This is a genomic window from Trinickia fusca (genome assembly GCF_003628145.1).
Lineage (GTDB): Bacteria > Pseudomonadota > Gammaproteobacteria > Burkholderiales > Burkholderiaceae > Trinickia > Trinickia fusca.
In genome coordinates this window covers 87,938-105,652 of sequence record NZ_RBZV01000007.1, presented here as the reverse complement: position 1 = coordinate 105,652, position 17,715 = coordinate 87,938, and the positions used below count along the sequence as shown (strand labels likewise).

The following is a 17,715-nucleotide window of genomic DNA, read 5'->3' as shown; positions in this document are numbered from 1 at the left end:
ACCCATCATCTAACCCTTATAAGTCTTGAAATACCGTCAACCGGAACCAAATTTCCAGTATTGGGGTCTCTCGCAAACGTCCCACCCATTTCGCGAATCCTAAGCTCCTTGGACAATTGATCAAATTTAGGAGCCGTCTGACTAGTTATCTCCACCGGACGCCAAACTCCATCTTGACCTTTAACCACGAAGTCAATGCGACGCCTCTCTCCTGTCAACGGATCCTTAACAGACTTCCCGCTTGCGTCTCTAAGATACCTCTCACTAATAACGTTTTCCTTTCCGTATCTCCGTTCAAGAACATCCTTGGCTCTGGCCTCGCGGGCCATGCCATCTTCTTTATTCTTGATGCACGCCCATCCCCACGGATCTATCCACGTAAGGGGATTGGGCGAGTACTGATAGAGGTTCTCCCCACCCCAAAGCCCAATCGGATCATGCGTGATGAACCTTCCGATGTCCGGATCATAAAACCGAAACGTGTTGTAATGCAGCCCCGTCTCGCGATCCAGATACTGCCCCTGAAACCGCAGGTTCTGCGGCGGCGGCATCGGCCCCATTGGCTTGGGCGCCGGCAGGAGCTTGCCCCACTCAGCCACCGGTTCCTCAGGCTTGGGCAGCGTCCATTCCTCCTGCAGCGCATTGCCCCACACCCGATAGCGTGCCTGCCACACGATTCGCCCTTGCGTATCCGTCAGTTCCTCCGGCAGCCCCGACACGTCGTTCTGGAAATAGTAGACGTTGCCTTGCTGCGCCTCTTCGGTTGCCTCTCGCCGCGCATCGTTCGCTGCTTCGGCCGGCCGCGTGTCGATCCGTGCCAGTGGCACGTAGCTGTCCGGCTCGTATAGATACGTCACCTCATCGGCGCCGTAACGCTCCTGCAGTAATCGCATGCCGTCCCACAGAAACTCCGTGCTCTGGTAGCCATTGGACTTCCGAATCCGCCGCCCCAGCGCGTCGTACTCGAACGCGATCGTCCCCTGTCCATTCCCTTGCAGCGTCGTGACCCGCGTCAACCGATGCGCCGTGTCGTATTCGAACGCCTGCTGCTTGAACGGCCCGCTCAGCTTCTTCGACAACCGGCCGTAGACGTCATACTCGAAGCGCTTGTCCTCATACATCCGCAAGCGGTTGTACTCCACATAGCCGCCTCGATGCTCGCCCGACACCAGGTTCGCTGCCGCATCCCAGCGAAACACTTCCGACGTCATCCCCGTACCGCTCATGCTCTCGATGCGGCCCGTCGTGTCATAGCGGTAATCGGTGCGCCCATGTAGCGAGTGGCGCTTGCCGATCAACTCGCCGCTCGGGTCGTACTGCCACGCCTTGGCCAGCGTGAACGCCTCCGGTTCCCCCGCCGCCTGCATGCCGCCCAACGCTTCATGACGCGTACGCCGCCCCAGCACGTCATAGCCGAACCGACTGCTCAGCCGGCCCTGCGTGCGCAGCACTTCGCGATGCAAGTCATCACGCTCGATGTCGGTCACCACCATCCCATCGAGATTGATTTGATGCAGATGACCCGAGCCGTAGTAGAGCCAGTTGATCGTGCGCCCGTCGGGCAACTCCGTCGCGATGCGGTTGCTCAACTCATCGTAGCGATGTTCGAGGTGTCCGGTCGCGCTGCTTTCGGTCAGCACTTCACCGCGCGGCCCATACGTGAACACCACGCGATTTTGCAGCGCAGGCTGTGCGCCATAGCGGGTAAATTGCTCAGCCTTTGCCAGCAGTCCAGTCTTGCCGTACGTGTAGGCACACAGCAGATCGCCCGCCTCTTTGGCCGTGACCCGCCCCACTGCATCCCGCGTATAGGCTGTAGTCAGCGCTGCGCGCGTGCTCGCCGCATCCGTGGTGCGAATGCCCAGCCCTCGCGCGTCGTATTCATACGCCTTGCTCACACAATCGAGACCGATCTCCTCGATCAGCCGGTCAATACCGTTGTACTTGAACCGGTACGTTTCGCGGTTTTCATTCGTCAACGTGGCGAGCCGGTGCGCCGCGTCATAGCCGAATCGCACTACACGCCCCGCGGCGTCGGCTCGACTCACGAGCAGTCCGCGCGCATTGCGCTCGTAGCGCGTGCTGCGCGCATTGGCGTCAACGATCTCGATCAGCCGGCCCGCCACATCGTAGCGAAACCCCTGCCGGCTGCCGTCCGCCGCGATGATCTCCATAATCCGTCCCAACGCATCCGACGTGTAGACGGTCTCTTGCCCCAGCGCATCCGTGACTCGCGTGAGCACCCCTCTGCCGTCGTACGCGAAACGCGTCGTCTTGCCCGAGCAGTCGGTGTAGGCGCTCAACTGTGCACGCCGATTCCACTCGAGCCGCTTATAGCCGCCTCGTGCATCGCAAATCGTGTGCACGAGGCCCGGCTCATCGTAGTAGTACTGCGTCCTGAATCCGCCCGGATCGATGGCGACCGTCACATTGCCGCGCTCGTCATACCGATACACGCGCCGATGATTGGCCGCGTCGATCTCCGCCACCGGCACGTCGAAGAACGCATTCCAGTCCGTTCTTTCCGTCTGGCCCAGCGCATTCGTTCTCGCGATCTGACGCCCCAGCTCGTCGTATTCGAACTGCGTTTGCGCACCCGTCGGATCGATCGCGCGAACCAGTTGGCGCAGTTCGTTCCATTCGAGCCGCCAGACGTGTCCCTCTGCATCCGTGTACGCCGTCGGCTGGCGGTCGGCATTCCATTCCCAGCGTGTCATGCGGCCGAGCTGATCGGTCACCACCGTCGATCGCTCCTCGACATTCGCCTCGAACACGTACGACTCGCCATCGTCGGTCCAGTGGCGCACGACGCGCGCCGTTGCACCTTCACCTTGCCAGGCATAGAAGCACTTCAGGCCGCCCGGCAATGTCTGACCGGTCATCAAGCCGTTCTCGTACGTGAAGTGCCTGACGAGATGGCCGGTGCGATCCGTCACGTTCGCCAGTTGCCCTTGCTCCGTATAGTCGTACCGGATCAGTACCTCCTCCGGCTCGCCCTCCACGCCGCGCGCCAGGCGTACCGCGGCAACACGCTGCGCCAAGCCGTCGGCGTAGTCCAGGCGCAGCACGCGTCCGCAGCTGTCGGTCAGCCTCGCCAGACGCTGAGCCCCCTCAATCGCTTCGTAGTGCAGCGCGAGCCAATTGCTGTTGCGATCTTCCAAGCGCAACAGCTTCAGCGTCTCACGCGACTCACCGTCGTGCAGCTCGCCATCGTGCGGCTCACCAGCACCAGCGCGGGCAGTGCCAAAGTCACGGTACAAACCATCAACCGTCTCGACGATATAGTGCCCACCATCCGTACAAATCAGGTACATGCCCTCCGGCACGCTGTAATGACTGTGCCCTGCGGCCACAGGGGGAAAAACGATCTCGCGCCCCTGCTCGTCGGTGTACGTCAAGCTTTCGATCACGCCAGCCGCGTTACGCGCGATCCTTAGCTCGACGCTATACGGTACGCTCCAGCCTTGCCCAAACAAGCCGTCGGTCCGCCCATCGTGGCTGCTGTAAAAACGCCGCCAGACGATCGGCAACGGCCCAGGCAGTTCGAAATCCGTATCGACTTCGCCATCGAGAATCTTGCCGCCCGTGATCACGTTCACCGGATGCCCGAGCAGCGTGCGGATCTCGTGGCCGATCATGCCGCCAAGGAAGCTCGCACCGATGTTCACCATCAGACACGGCAACGCGCCCTTCAGCGCTGATAAGTTCGGCTTCCCACGCCCGCACAACATCAGCCCGACTCCGATGGCAAACCCGAGCGCGTTGACCCACCATGGCCGCTCGTCCTTGATGTCCCGCACCGTCTTCGTCCCGCCGCCCGTGAAGACGTTCGCGGAGCCTTCCGCAATCGCGCCGCCGCACGTCGTTTTGTCTTTCACACGCGCGGCCGGTTGACCATTGATGTACACGCTGTCGGACCCCTGCGCGATCATCTGGGGTCCCGAGTGATCACTGCATGCGACCGTGTCCAAATCGCCGGGCGACGCAGCACGAGCCGCCATACGTCCATTGACGTAGACATCCGACGATCCGCTCTTGATGGTGCCTTTGATGACGGGCGGCACGAGCGCATCGACCGCGCTCGATACGCCCTTATCGATCAGCTCGTTGAGCCCCGATCCCTCCATCACGGCCGACACGGCGACCATGATGGCAAGCTCGGCAGGCGCCGCCAGCCCACCGGTGCCCACCGCCAACGCAACGCCGGCCGCAGCGACAGCCGTCAACGCAACCCCGATCGCCATGCCAACCACCAGCGACCCGCCCATCTTGAGCAAATCGCCTGCGAGGGACGTATGTTGAATCGGATCGTCTTTGCGAGCGGCTGCGGAGCTCATGAGCTGGCAAACAGTAGTGGGGGAAGTAGGCGCAGTGGCTGAAGCGCTATGTCAGGCAGCACTAGAGCGCGGCACAAAGCTCTCGATCATCTGTTGCGCCATCACGCGCTGCTCATCCTCAAGCGGCGACGCACACGTCACCGTCAGAACGAGCATCCGCACGTCGTCGACGCGAAAAACCGTCTGCAACTGATGAAACGTGGCACCGTTGCTTTCGAACGTGTATTCGAGCTGCGTTCCAGGCCTTTGCGCCGCACCGACGCTCACTGCTCGACGTGCGTGCTCAGTGAATTCACCCACCTGCCGCGAAGCGGCCGTCACTTGCCTCGTGATGAACGCTTCTTCGGATTCCTCATCAAGCAGCGTGTCGCGCGAGACGACCAGGCTCAGCCCCCCCGGCCCGAAGTTGAGCAGCACCATATTGACGGTGCGATCGATCGCACTGTCCGGGATCGTGAACGTCCCCTCGTTGATGGCGTAATCCATATCGTTTCCGTATCGCGACGTTATTTGTTCAAATCGATCCGCGTACCGTTGACCGTGATACCAGCGTCGCTCAGCACGATGACGGAGCCGTTGTGCTCGAGGCGAATCCCGTCGGGCGCCATCGAAATCTTGCTCGCACCGACCGCCAGCACGATGCCGTTTTCGGCCTGATAGGTCTGCGTTCCGCCGCCGCCGTCCTTCGCGGCCGTTGCAACCTGAACGGTTGTCGCCGTCGTGTTGCGCGCCAGCGCGATCGATTCGTCGAGGCTGCCCTTGATGATCTGCTTCTTCTCGTCCCCAATGTTGACGGCGACGGTCCGGCTACCCTGCTCGACCGTGTGCACCTCGTTGTTGACGACGACGGTGTTCATGTCCTTCTGCGCATGCATGTAGAACTCTTCGGCACCGTTCACGTCGGAAAAGCGCAGCTCGTTCGAGCCCTTGCCCTTGTGGGTCTTGCTCTTGATCCCCATCGTCTGGCCGTTCGTGCCGTCATAGGGATTGGCCGCACCGCCGTTGAAGACGCGGCCGATGACGATCGGGTTGTCCGGGTCTCCTTGGTTGAACGCGACGATCACTTCCTGCCCTATCCGCGGAATCGCCGAACCGCCCCATCCATCGCCCGCCCACGGTTGCGATACGCGCACCCACATCGAGTCGGCACCATCGAACTTGCCACGCCGGTCCCACAGGAAATGCAGCTTGACCCGGCTACCGTCCGTATAAATCTCCTCGCCCTTGGGACCGACCACCATCGCCGCATGCGTGCCCTGCATATACGGTTTCGGCGTGCGCCGCAGCGGGCGGAAAGGAACGTCGAACGGCAGGCACATGAACGCGTTGCGGTAAGGCGTCTCGGCTGCATGGCGCGTGTAGTCGTTCACGGCTTCATGGCGCACGCGCAGGATTGCATACTCTTTGTTGTACGCATCGACCGGATGATTGACGAGCGTAAAGCGCCCGTTCGCCGTCATGCCGTACGCGAAGCCGGTGCCGTCGAAGCGCCGCGCTTGCGCCTCCTCGGCTTCCATCGCATAGCCCGCATAACGCTGGCCATCGTCGTGATGATCGTAGAGCGAGTGGTACTCGTACCGCTCCGTCGCTTTGATCCCGGAGTGGTTGAGCCGCGTAGTCGGCGATTCGACGTACATCAGCGACGACGACGGCATGTTGTAGTTGAAGTCCCGAAAGCTGATCTTGCCCACCCGGAACTGGAACGCTTCATCCCATCGGTCGATACCGTTGCGCTCGCTCGCGGCGCTATCGGCGTAGTACGGGATCGTCTCGAGCGTCGGAATCGGCCGGAACGAGAAGTTCGTGTCGCCGACGACGAGCACGTGCTTGTCCTTCTCGTATCGGAACGTCCACAGCATCCCCTCCTGCTCCATCAGCCGAGCGCAGAAGTTGTAGTACGACTCCTGGTACATCACGATGTATTCGAGCGGCGGGCGCGTCGTGCGCAGATCGAACTCGAAGTCGGTGAAGCCGAGTTCGTAGAAGATCTCCGCCAAGATGTCCCTGGCCGTCTTGTTCTGGAAGATGCGGCAATCGGTCGAGCGCGTGAGAAACCAGAACCACGGCACCACGGTCATTTCGTAGCGCGTCACCGTGCCGGAATGGCCGACGCGCGCGAACGATGCCACGTAGCCATCGAAATACCGGCGATTCTCGGTCGACGTGGCGACGATCGTGGTCAAGCTGGCATTCGCGCTCTCGGGACTCAGCGTCAATTTCACGCGCTGGCCAACGATCTTCTCCGCGTCGATATCGCTCTCATGCGAGAGCAAATCCAGATGCATCTGCGGCAATTCGTTGACGCATTCGTCGATCACCGCCGCACTCACGAGCAATACGTCCTGTCCGAGCGGCGTTTCGAACGTAATAAAGCGATTTTTCTGCGTGAGGCGAGGACGACCTGAGCTCAGGCCGTTGATTGAATCGGCGATCGATGCGGGCGTCTTGCCGAGCAACGACAGGCCAGTCTGCGCAAGTTGGGTCGCGCGTGCGGCGTCGCCGATCAATCCCGCGCCGGGCACGCCCGCCAATGCCCCGACTTGACTTGAAACGTCGGCCAGCGAGCCGATCGAGCCAAATGACGAAAGCATACTGGTACCAAGCGGACTGCCGGCATGACCGCTTCCGCCGCCCTCATTCGATGCGAAAGTCATCATGAACCCCGTGAAGTATCCGGGCTGTCGCAGCGGCGAAACCTGGCTGCGACTCGCGTAAGCATGATTACGCGCTAGAAAATGGCCGCACTATATCAAAATGCCGCCGCAATGCGATCGATTATTTTTACCTTAAAAGCATAAATAGGGAGCGGATGAGGTAACCACCCTATTATTAGGATAAATTTTTACCAATTAAATTGCCGGCCACCGGAAATTTTGACATTACATTCTCAGAGTAACGGCACCTGACCTTGGCGCGGTTCGCATCGGCGAATGTCGGCTCCGGTACGTCTTGAAACAACGGTCAGTTTTATAAAGCTGTTAGTCGGAGCATAGGGTGCAAAGAATCGATCCATGAGGTCGATGAACGTGCTCACGCTTTGGCCGGCAAACGCCTGCTCGTCGAGGGTCAGCGTAATCCCAAGGCCACGCACGAACGCGGGGCACGGCGCCATGACGATCCACTCCATGCTCGAACGGCAACTCAGGTTAGTGAGCCCTTCCAGGTGCCGTGCAGGCGTGGCCGACAGGGCCGCAAATTGGCCAAACAGCCGTTTCAGGTCTTCAAGCCCGCCCTGACTGAGTTGAATCGGATGCGTCGATAGATGACCGACGATTCGCCATAAAGCGTCATCGGTACACGGTGGACGGATGCTCTCGGTTGGCGCACACAGCAAGGTGATCGGGCATTTGAGCTCGACGCCTTGAATCTCGAGATCCCCTTCCGGCGCCTCAATGCGCATGACGGCCGGAAGATTGCGATTGGTGCAGGTCAAGTCGAGCGCAAGCGCATCCATCTCGGTCGCAGCCGGCATACCGTCAAGGTCGACGAGCGCGAATTCCGTTTCTAATCCGGGAGTCTTGAGCGCAACCTGGCCGTTCCGCCTGGCGACCCAATATGGGCCGGTCAAGCGCGCTGAGCTACCATGCATGAGCGACCAAAACGGTTGAATCGTCGTTTCGCGAGCGGGCTCGATCCTGCGTACGCGATCGATCGAATAGATCTCGGTATCGGCCACTGTGGCGCCCGACTTGCCATCAGGCACGATCGAATACACATCGACGCCAGCCCTCGTTTCAATGGACTGCGCCTGACAGCAAAACAGGTTGACGACCGGCGTACAAAATAGCTTCAAGCTCTCGGCGGTCAGTCTGGCCATCTGGATGGCCGGCCACGAATCCGCGTGCACATTGGCGATGGCCAAATGCAACGTGAGCCGCTCACATGAGCCAGCCGCCTGCTTCAGGGCCTTCAAGTCGATATCGACAAAATCGAACTTCTCAGGAAACGCCGAGTATTCCATCAGCAAACGGAAAGCCGACGTCACGCTGATCGCCGTATCAAGCAGCGCTTCGGTGTCCTCAAAGCCTACGGGGCTGATCGGCCCCCTGGCGAGCGGCTTCCAGCGTCCGCTCCGATCGGCTTCGACGAAAGCACTCGCGGCGTGGAGCAACAATCCGTCAAGGGTCGCGGCCACCGCTTCGCGCGCGCCGCTCACATAAAGCCGGAGCTTGTCCGCAGCGAACGCGGACCGCTCGTTGCCGGGCAACGAACGCAGCGTGATCGACAACAGTCCGGACGTGTCTTGCGGCAATGAGACCCCGCTTGGCGCCGCAGCAGTACGCAGGTAACCCGCTGCTTCGATGCTGAGCGGCGCAAGCGTCACCTCATAAGCCGAGCGGAACTGGTATCCGCCTGACTTCGCCAGAAACGTCGTCGCACGGGGCACGACTTTGGGCTCCGTCAGCGTCTCGAAGAGATTGCCGACGTCGAACTGCGCGATCGAACAAGAGGGGAAGGGGCGAAGGTACTGCGGAAACACCACCTCCAGCATGCCTTCGGTGAATTCGGGGTAGTCGTCCTCGATCTTCGCTTCGATGCGAGCCGCGAGCAGCGCGAACGACTGCAACATCCGTTCGACATGCGGATCGTCCGAATGCTCACCCGTGATGGCGAGCCTGGTTGCAGCGCCCGGATGGCGCGCAGCGAATTCCTTCATCGAGTGGCGTAATGAGGCCAGCTCCCGCTCGTAAAACGGTAGTAGATCGTCCATTGGCACCCTGTCTTGAGAGGTCATGCCGAACGTACCGCCATTTTGTCGATCCGTAACCCATCTATCCAGTCGGCATCCCGGATTCCAGGCGTATGGGTTCCATCATGACCGACCAGATCGGCGACGCGTCAGATCCCGCTCAACAATGAAAGGCGGTATGCCTTACTCGTTTAAAACGACGCTTTCCCGTCGATCGAGATATTTTTGCCGCACCGCAAGATAAAACGCCCTCCCAGACCGATTTTCCGTAGTTTCTCAGCGTGACGCTCATCTGCCGCAAAGCCCCGCTACGCCTTCGCATGCGGTCCATACATATCCCGCACGGTCATTCAAGCAGCGAATGTGTGCATCGCAACAATCCATTTCAAATAATCGCACGGGCGTTTTATTGTGAACGCGTGTTCGGTCATGAACCGTGTTCGATTTTTACATTCGCTATTAATGCCCGTGAAACTCGATTACTCCGCTCCGCCCTCCGTCGCACCAGCCGTTGCCGCGCCGATATCCGGCACGCGCTTGCCCGCGACGCTCGTTTGGCCAATCGTGCTCGGCACGCTGCTCAATGCACTCAATTCGTCGATGATCGCCGTTGCCCTTGTGGCCATCGAGCAGAGCTTCGCATCAAGCGCAAACGCCACGAAGGCCGTGCCTGTCTCGGCACATGGCACCGAACTCGACGCCATGTGGCTCGTCTCCGGCCTCTACCTCGCCACCGCTGTCGGGCAGCCGACGATGGGACGCCTAGCCGACCGCTTCGGCGCGCGCCGTATCTTCTGCATCGGCCTCGCCATCGTACTCGCCGCATCGGTACTCGCACCGTTTGCTCCATCGCTGGGCTGGCTCATCGCATCACGCATCGTGCTCGGCCTCGGCACCTCGGCCGCGTATCCGGCAGGCATGACCATGATCCGCACGTGGTCGCGCCGTCACGCGAACGGTGCAACGCCGACAGGTGGGCTCGGCGCGATCTCCGTAGCCGCGCAAGTCGCCGTAGCTTTTGGCCCGCCGCTGGGCGGTGCGCTCGTCGAACTTGCCGGTTGGCGCGCCATCTTCTGGGTCAACGTGCCGATCGTGCTCGCGTCGTTCATCACCGCACGGCTCTGGCTTCCCAAAGACGAACGCATCACGCCCACCACCGCTCGCGGTACCTGGCGACAAGCGTTCATCGAACTCGATGTACCGGGCATCGTGCTGTTCGTACTCGCACTTGCGAGCCTGCTGCTGTTCCTGCAATCGATCGCGCGGTTGCATGGCGCAGGCGCGCAACCCCAATGGCTGCTGCTGGCCGCCGGCGTCCTGATCGGTACGTTGTTGATCCTGTTCGAGCGACGTACTCTGACACCGTTCATCGACGTGCGGATGCTGGTTGGCAATCGCCCGTTGATGGGCACGTATGTGCGGTGTGTCGCGACGTATGCGGTCTTCTACGCCATCTTCTATGCACTGCCGATTTGGCTGCAAGAAGTGCGGCACCTGTCGGCAGCAAGCGCCGGCCTGCTGATGCTGCCCATCGCGGGCATCGGTACGGTCGCAACCGTCATCGCGACACGAGTGGCCGACCGCTCCGGCGCACGGCGCGTGCTGATCTACGGCTCGTCGCTGCTATGCGTCGGAGGCATCGTGATGAGCTTGATTACACACACGTTGCCTGTGTGGTCGATTGCCCTGCTTTCGGTCGTATTTGGGATTCCTAACGGCTTCAACAACCTCGGGAATCAAGCCACGCTCTATCGCAGCGCACCGCACGACAAGATGGGCGCAGCCTCGGGGCTTTATCGCACGGCGCAATACGTCGGCGGCAGTCTGTCGTTTGCTCTGGTCGGCTTAGCGCTGGGCCGTCCCGCCAGCGACAGCGGCCTGCACGGCCTCGCAATCGTGCTAGCGGCAACGAGCTTCGCCCTGTTGATGAACGCAGTGACAAGCAAGCACATAGAAGCAGGTTCGCCAATCCTTTCTCAATCAAAGTGAGGTCCAGGTATGCCAGTAACGAGCTTCAACCCGCGCGTCGCCCTCGTGGCCATCGATCTGCAAAACGGCATCGTGTCGCTGCCCGTCGCGCCCGTTCCGAGTGCACAGGTCGTCGCAAATACGGCGTCGCTTGCCAACACGTTCCGCGCGCTGGGGCTACCCGTCATCTTCGTCAGGACCAGCTACGCACCCGACGGCCAAGTGGCGCTGAAGACGCGTACCGATGTGCCGCCGAGCCCGCCGAACCTCGATCCCTCGTGGAGCGAGCTCGCCCCCGGTCTCGGCGTGCTTCCCAGCGACATCGTCGTCACCAAGCATCAATGGGGGGCGTTCACGGGCACCGATCTGGACGTGCAACTGCGCCGGCGCGGCATCACCGACATCGTGTTGACCGGCATCGCGACCAACATCGGCGTCGAATCGACGGCACGGCAAGCCTACGAGAACGACTACAACATCGCGATCGCGAGCGATGCCGTCAGCACGTTGTCGGCTGACGCGCAAACCTTCGCGCTCAAGGTGATCTTCCCAATGATTGCTCAGGTCGACACCACGGCCAACATTCAGGCTGCGTTGAACGCGCTGGGCACGTCGGGCGGTTCGTACTCCAAGGCCGCGTAACCAGGCCCTAACCAGCGTCCCGGGTCGGGTGCACCTTGCACGTCGACCCGGCCCGGGACGCCCCATGCAACACGCGAATAGAGAGGAAAGACGATGATTACGACCGACGCCTGGGTCCTCTATGCGGGACCCGAACTGGACAAAACGCGCGGCCCCGTAGCGGGCGAGCTGCGCCGCGAAACCTTTACCTTCTCCGATCTGGAGAACGACGAAATCCTGGTCGAGCCGCTGTACGGATCGTGGGAGGCCAATCTCGACCATGCGCTGTCGCGCAACCCCATCGATATCGTGCGCCAGCGGCGCGAAGAGAAGATCGTGCTTGGCAATGGCGCGCTCGTACGCGTGCTCGAGCGTGGCCGCTCAGTCAAGTCGCTACGTGAGGGCGACGTCTGCATGGCGATGCCGTTCGGCAAGCGCGACGAGAACGGCTTCGCCGAGCTCGTCTATGCGTATGACGCTCCGGGCACCATCGGCGTCATGGCGCGGCGGACGAAGATGCGCGCCGACAATGTGGTGCCGCTGCCATCGAACAGTCGTCACTCACTGCTGCGCTGGACGACCTACGGCCGCTACTTCACCGCATGGGACAACTGGAAGGTCGCGTCCGCGTGCTGGCGCGCGCAGTTGCCCTACGCCAATCCCGAGAATTACCTCGTGTTCGGCTGGGGCGGCGGCACGACGCTCGCCGAGTTGCAGCTTGCCAAGCGCGAGGGCTTTCGCGTGGCGATGACGGCGAGCAACGACGCCCGCCTGAAGGAGATCGCCGAGCTGGGCATCATCCCCGTCGACCGCCGCCTGTTTCCGAACCTGTCGTTCGACGAGCAACGCTACAAGACCGACGCCGAATATCGCGAGGCCTACAAGGCTTCCGAGCAGATCTTCGCCGACACGATCGACGAACTCAGCGGCGGCAAGGGCGTCGCCATCTTCCTCGACAACCTCGGCGGGGCGCTGTATCGCGCCACCATGCGCGTGATCGGGCGGACCGGCATCATCGCGACGGTCGGCTGGAAGACGGGCATGCGGTTGTGGAACTTGCGCGCCACCGAATGCATCAACCGGCGGCTGCACGTCCACACGCACGCGTGGCGTTACGGCGACAGCGAAACGATTCGCGACTTTCAGGAAGCAACGGACTGGATCGGCCCCGAACCGACCGAGATCTTCGACTTCGACGACGTGCCGAAGCTCGCCTCGGCCTACTACGAAGGCAAGATCAAGTCGTACTTCCCGATCTACCGCGTGAACGGCGACTAGCCCTCCGTCGATATCGTTTGCCGCTTCCATTCCGTGCATCACCGTTAGTTATGCTAATTATTTGGCAACCCTATGCTCGCCGAACGACGGGCGTGACTGACGGTGCCCGGTACGGAGCTCATAGGAGAACATCATGACCATGCCGGACATCGATATCGACGACGCTGCCCCCAGCGCCGCGAGCGACACGCTGGGCGGACCAGCGTTGAAGGGCATTCGCATCATCGATGCGGCGACGCTGTTCGCCGGTCCGCTTGCCGCGACGATGATGGCCGACTACGGTGCCGACGTGATCAAGGTCGAGCATCCGGGCGGCGACCCCGCGCGCAAATACGGTGCACGACGCGGGCAGGTTGCGCTGTGGTGGAAAGTGCTCGCGCGTAACAAACGAGCCGTCACGCTGAACCTCGGCACGCCCGAAGGTCAGCGCATCTTCCGCGAGATGGCAGCGGAAGCGGACGTCGTCGTCGAGAACTTCCGCCCCGGCACGCTCGAGCGCTGGGGGCTCGGCTACGACGTGCTGTCGGCCATCAACCCCAAGCTGATTCTCGTCCGTGTGACGGGCTTCGGACAGTTCGGCCCCTATTCACGGCGCCCTGGGTTCGGCACGTTGGCCGAAGCGATGAGCGGGCTTGCCGCCATCACCGGCGAGCCGGGCGGGCCGCCGCTACTACCCTCGTTCCCGCTGGCCGACACCGTGGCCGGGCTCACGGCGTCATTCGCGATCATGACGGCGTTGTGGGCACGCCGCCGCACGGGCCGGGGGCAAGTCGTCGACCTCGCCATCATCGAGACGATGCTCGCCGCGATGGGGGCGCAAGTCACCAGCTATGACCAGACCGGCAAGATCCCCGAGCGCACCGGCAATCGCTCGCCCAACAACGCACCGCGCGGCGTATATCGCACCGCCGACGGCAAGTGGGTGGCGATGTCGACCTCGGCGCACAGCGTCGCCGAGCGCGTCATGCGACTCATCGGCCGCGAAGACCTGATATCCAAGCCCTGGTTCGCAACCGGCGAATCGCGTGCACGCCATGCCGACGAACTCGATGCTGCCGTAGGCGGATGGATCGGCGCGCGGCCGCGCGACGAGGTCATCGCCGCATTCGAGCGCGCCGAGGCGGCGATCGCGCCCGTCTACGACGTGGCCGATGTGCAAGACGACCCGCAATACGCAGCCCTGGGCTCGGTCGTCACGGTCGAGGATGCCGAACTCGGCTCGTTCAAGACCCACAACGTACCGTTTCGCCTATCCGACACGCCGGGTGCGATCCGCTGGGGTGGGCTGCCGCGCGGAGCGCACAACGAAGAGGTGTTCGGCGCGCTCGGCATCGAGCCGCAAGAGCTCGCTCAACTAACCGAACGAGGCATCGTATGAAAATCAAGAACAGTCCAACCTATCGCAGCTATCTCTACGTGCCTGCGCACAAGGCGCAGGTCGTCGAAAAAGCCTATGCGAGCGAGGCCGATGCCGTCGTGCTCGATCTCGAAGATGCGGTGCCCGCCAATCACAAGGACGAGGCGCGCGCCGCCGCGGCGTCAATCCTCGCGTCGAATCCGGCCAAGCCGACCTACGTGCGCGTCAATCCGGCCTCGAGCCCCTGGTGCCGCGATGACGTCGAGGCCATCGCGCAACCGTCGCTCGTCGCGCTGCGCCTGCCCAAGTGCGACGGTCCCGAGGAAATCCGCACGGTGGCCTCGTGGCTCGACGAGGCTGGATGCTCAGCGGGCATCCAGATCCTCATCGAATCGGCGTACGGCATCGAGACCGCCTATCAGCTCGCGATGTCTTCGCCGCGACTCGACCGCATCGGCATCGGCGAAAGCGATCTGCGCGCCGACCTGCAAGTCGGCGTCGACAACTTCACGCTCGAGTTTTGCCGCGCGCGGTGCGTGATCGCCTCGCGTGCGGCCGGCCTCTCGGCCCCGATTCAAACGGTCTATCACACGCTGAAGGATCTCGACGGGCTGCGTGAATCGACGCTACGCGCGAAGTCGATGGGCTTCGTCGGCCGTTTTGCGATCCATCCTTCGCAGCTGCCGATCATCAACGAGGTGTTTACGCCATCGGAAGAGGAAGTGCGCGCGGCACGAGGCGTGCTCGAGGCCGTGGAGGCGAATGCCGGCGCAAGCACGGGTTCGTCGGTCTTCGTGCTGCCCGACGGGCGTGTGGTCGCCCCGCCGCTGATCGCCAACGCGCGGGTGACGCTCGCGCTCGCGGCGAACCTGCCTGCTCAGGGAGCACTCGCGTGAACCATGCCGATACTTCCCTGCGCCGGGCCAGCGCGCCCGCCCGGCCCGCGCTGCCGCCCGACGGCATCGTGCTCGAGCTCGGCCGCTTCGCTGCCGAAATGCGTCAACAGGGCCTGCCGCGTGTGTTGCGCGAAGAAGCCGCGGCGCGGCTGCTCGATCTGCTCGGCAACAGCCTGGTAGCCCATCGCGAGAGCGTCGCCCATGCCGTGGAGCGAGTCGTCGACGGTTGGGGGGGCAGTGGCCCAGCCAGTGTCATCGGCAGCGCCAAACGGCTGCCCGCGACCAGCGCCGCGCTCGTCAACGGCACGCTCGCCCATGCGCTCGACTTCGACGATTCGCACATGCTGTCGGTGCTGCATCCGAGCGCCTCGGTGATTCCCGCAGCGCTCGCGGTGGCACAGGCACGTCGCGCGTCCGGCACGGCGCTGCTCGACGCGATCACGGTCGGCACCGAGGTCTGCCTGCGTGCGGGCGTCGCAGCCTATAACGAGGCACTCGGCAACTCCGTCTTCTTCGATCGCGGACAACATGCCACGTCGATTTGCGGCACGCTCGGCGCCGCCACGGCTTGCGCGATGCTGGCCGGTGCCGATGCGGATGGCATCGCATCCGCTATCGGCATCGCCGCGAGCATGGGCGCCGGATTGCTCGAAGCGAACCGCACCGGCGGCTCGGTCAAACGCATTCACTGCGGCTGGGCCGCGCATGCGGGTGTCAGCGCAGCCGAGCTCGCCCTGGCCGGCATCACGGCCCCGCCCACCGTGCTCGAGGGCCGGTTCGGCTTCTTTCATGCGTGGTGCGGCGAGCTCGCGGAGCCGGCCGAGATGCTGCGCGGCCTGGGCCACGATTGGGAGACGAGCCACATCATCTTCAAGCCGTATCCATGCAATCACTTCACGCATCCCGGCATCGACGCGGCCTTGCAACTGAAGGCAGAAGGCTTGCACGTCGAGGATATCGAGTCGATCGAATTGCGCGTCGCCGCACCGACGCTGCGCACGATCGGCGAACCCGCTGCCGTCAAAGCCAACCCACCCAACGGCTACGCGGCAGCCTTCTCAGGGCCGTACACGATCGCGGCCGCGCTGCTGGGCGGTGGCGGGCTAGGCCTGTGGTTCGACGATTTCGACGAAGCGTTGGTGCACGACCCGGCCCGCCGCGCGCTCGCCGAGAAGGTCACGTGCGTGGCCGACGATTGGTGCAACGTGCGCTTTCCCGCCCGCCTGCCCGCGGTGCTGCGCGTGCGCATGAAGGACGGTTCGATACGCGAGGCTCGCGTCGAATCGAGCAAGGGAACCTCGGCACGCCCGCTCACACACGACGAGCTCACGACGAAGTTCCTGCTCGCAGCGGGTTCGACGATCGGGGACCAGTGCGCCCACGCGCTGCGCGATGCCGTGCATGCACTCGTCGACAACGGCCCGCTCGGCAGCCTCGAACCGTTGCTCGAGGGTATCGACCGGGGCACGACGCCGCCCGTGCAACCGAACGGAGGAACGCTTGGATAATCCGCGCTGGAAACAACGCCCGCCCGGGTCGAACTGGGGCGACTTCGGCCCCGACGATCAACGCGGACGCCTCAACTGGCTCACGCCCGAGAAGGTGCTGCAAGGCATTCGCGAAGTGCAAGCAGGCCTGTCGTTCTCGCTGAGCTTGCCGCTCGACGTGCCGCGCAGCGGCGGCTTGAACGCGCGCCGCCGCCCGCCCGCGATCTCGCCGGCGTTGCTCGGCGAACGGCCCTACTTCGGCTATCGCGCCGACGAACGCGTGGCCAACGCGACCGACGTCGTCTGTGACGATTCGTTCTGCATGCACTCGCAGTTCTCGACGCAATGGGATGCGCTCGCGCACGTCGGCAGCGTGTTCGATGCCGACGGCGACGGCGAACCCGAGCTCGTCTTCTACAACGGCTATCGCATGGGCCAGCATCTGCGCGTGCCGGCACACGACGATACGCGGGGCGGCGCACTGGCGCTCGGCATCGACGTGATGGCGCGCACAGGGGTGCAAGGCCGCGGCGTATTGATCGATCTGCGCCGCCATTTTGGCGATGCGCGCAAGAAGATCGGATTCGAAGGACTCATGGGAGTCATGCAGGCCGATCGCGTGGTCGTCGAGCGTGGCGACATCGTCTGCATCCACACGGGTTTTGCCGATCTCCTCTTGCACGACGATACGGCACCGCCCGAGAAGCTTGCCAGCTGCTGCGTGCTCGACAGCGAAGACGAACGGCTGCGGCGCTGGATCGACGAATCGGGTATCGCGGCGCTCGCTGCAGACAATCATGCGGTCGAGGAGCGTCCGTACGACCTGAAGCCGAAAGCGCAGCGCGGCGCGTTGATGCCGTTGCATGAGCTGTGTCTATTCAAGCTCGGCATCCACCTCGGCGAACTGTGGCATCTGACGCCGCTCGCCAACTGGCTGCACGAGCACAACCGCAGCCGCTTCCTGCTGACCGCTCCGCCGCTGCATATCCGCGGGCTGGTGGGCTCGCCCGTCAATCCTGTCGCCACCGTTTGATTCGCGGAGGTATTCAAGCTTTATCACGCCGCGAATCGATCGATAGGC

The 17,715-nt window shown here is 62.8% G+C and carries 11 protein-coding genes; 7 read left to right on the top strand and 4 right to left on the bottom strand.

The window, feature by feature from the left end; all coding sequences use genetic code 11:
• Positions 1-5: 5 nt before the first annotated feature.
• The 4 genes from D7S89_RS17235 to tssF form a co-directional block, all read right to left on the bottom strand.
• Positions 6-4,337, bottom strand: coding sequence for an RHS repeat-associated core domain-containing protein (locus D7S89_RS17235; protein ID WP_121279169.1), 4,332 nt, complete (start codon positions 4,335-4,337; stop codon positions 6-8).
• Positions 4,338-4,388: 51 nt separating this feature from the next.
• Positions 4,389-4,823, bottom strand: a complete 435-nt coding sequence (locus tag D7S89_RS17230; RefSeq protein ID WP_121279167.1) for a DcrB-related protein — start codon at positions 4,821-4,823, stop codon at positions 4,389-4,391.
• A gap of 20 nt (positions 4,824-4,843) precedes the next feature.
• On the bottom strand, positions 4,844-6,991 hold the full coding sequence (locus D7S89_RS17225; protein ID WP_121279473.1) for a type VI secretion system Vgr family protein: 2,148 nt from the start codon (positions 6,989-6,991) through the stop codon (positions 4,844-4,846).
• 233 nt (positions 6,992-7,224) lie between these two features.
• A complete protein-coding gene (tssF, locus tag D7S89_RS17220; protein WP_183085248.1) occupies positions 7,225-9,048 on the bottom strand; it encodes a type VI secretion system baseplate subunit TssF in 1,824 nt (607 codons plus the stop codon).
• A gap of 447 nt (positions 9,049-9,495) precedes the next feature.
• Between tssF and D7S89_RS17215 the strand changes: the two genes are divergently transcribed.
• The 7 genes from D7S89_RS17215 (at position 9,496) to D7S89_RS17185 (ending at position 17,667) form a co-directional block, all read left to right on the top strand.
• The gene (locus D7S89_RS17215) at positions 9,496-11,016 is read left to right on the top strand and encodes an MFS transporter (protein ID WP_245982999.1); all 1,521 of its coding nucleotides are present in this window, start codon (positions 9,496-9,498) and stop codon (positions 11,014-11,016) included.
• Between the two features lie 9 nt (positions 11,017-11,025).
• Positions 11,026-11,637, top strand: coding sequence for an isochorismatase family protein (locus tag D7S89_RS17210; RefSeq protein ID WP_121279161.1), 612 nt, complete (start codon positions 11,026-11,028; stop codon positions 11,635-11,637).
• Between the two features lie 93 nt (positions 11,638-11,730).
• On the top strand, positions 11,731-12,894 hold the full coding sequence (locus D7S89_RS17205; RefSeq protein WP_121279159.1) for a quinone oxidoreductase family protein: 1,164 nt from the start codon (positions 11,731-11,733) through the stop codon (positions 12,892-12,894).
• 133 nt (positions 12,895-13,027) lie between these two features.
• The gene (locus D7S89_RS17200; RefSeq protein WP_121279157.1) at positions 13,028-14,272 is read left to right on the top strand and encodes a CaiB/BaiF CoA transferase family protein; all 1,245 of its coding nucleotides are present in this window, start codon (positions 13,028-13,030) and stop codon (positions 14,270-14,272) included.
• Complete coding sequence (locus tag D7S89_RS17195) at positions 14,269-15,147, top strand: HpcH/HpaI aldolase/citrate lyase family protein (protein ID WP_425470829.1); 879 nt, start codon at positions 14,269-14,271, stop codon at positions 15,145-15,147. Before D7S89_RS17200 ends, D7S89_RS17195 begins: the two co-directional genes overlap by 4 nt.
• The gene (locus tag D7S89_RS17190) at positions 15,144-16,655 is read left to right on the top strand and encodes an MmgE/PrpD family protein (protein WP_121279155.1); all 1,512 of its coding nucleotides are present in this window, start codon (positions 15,144-15,146) and stop codon (positions 16,653-16,655) included. The genes D7S89_RS17195 and D7S89_RS17190 overlap by 4 nt, the downstream gene beginning before the upstream one ends.
• The gene (locus D7S89_RS17185; RefSeq protein WP_245982997.1) at positions 16,648-17,667 is read left to right on the top strand and encodes a cyclase family protein; all 1,020 of its coding nucleotides are present in this window, start codon (positions 16,648-16,650) and stop codon (positions 17,665-17,667) included. Before D7S89_RS17190 ends, D7S89_RS17185 begins: the two co-directional genes overlap by 8 nt.
• Positions 17,668-17,715 lie beyond the last annotated feature (48 nt).

What these genes read in the sequence shown, in the direction of transcription:
- D7S89_RS17235 (WP_121279169.1), bottom strand. Translation starts at nt 4,337, where the DNA reads ATGAGCTCCGCAGCCGCTCGCAAAGACGATCCGATTCAACATACGTCC.
- D7S89_RS17230 (WP_121279167.1), bottom strand. Translation starts at nt 4,823, where the DNA reads ATGGATTACGCCATCAACGAGGGGACGTTCACGATCCCGGACAGTGCG.
- D7S89_RS17225 (WP_121279473.1), bottom strand. Translation starts at nt 6,991, where the DNA reads ATGACTTTCGCATCGAATGAGGGCGGCGGAAGCGGTCATGCCGGCAGT.
- tssF (WP_183085248.1), bottom strand. Translation starts at nt 9,048, where the DNA reads ATGGACGATCTACTACCGTTTTACGAGCGGGAGCTGGCCTCATTACGC.
- D7S89_RS17210 (WP_121279161.1), top strand. Translation starts at nt 11,026, where the DNA reads ATGCCAGTAACGAGCTTCAACCCGCGCGTCGCCCTCGTGGCCATCGAT.
- D7S89_RS17205 (WP_121279159.1), top strand. Translation starts at nt 11,731, where the DNA reads ATGATTACGACCGACGCCTGGGTCCTCTATGCGGGACCCGAACTGGAC.
- D7S89_RS17200 (WP_121279157.1), top strand. Translation starts at nt 13,028, where the DNA reads ATGACCATGCCGGACATCGATATCGACGACGCTGCCCCCAGCGCCGCG.
- D7S89_RS17195 (WP_425470829.1), top strand. Translation starts at nt 14,269, where the DNA reads ATGAAAATCAAGAACAGTCCAACCTATCGCAGCTATCTCTACGTGCCT.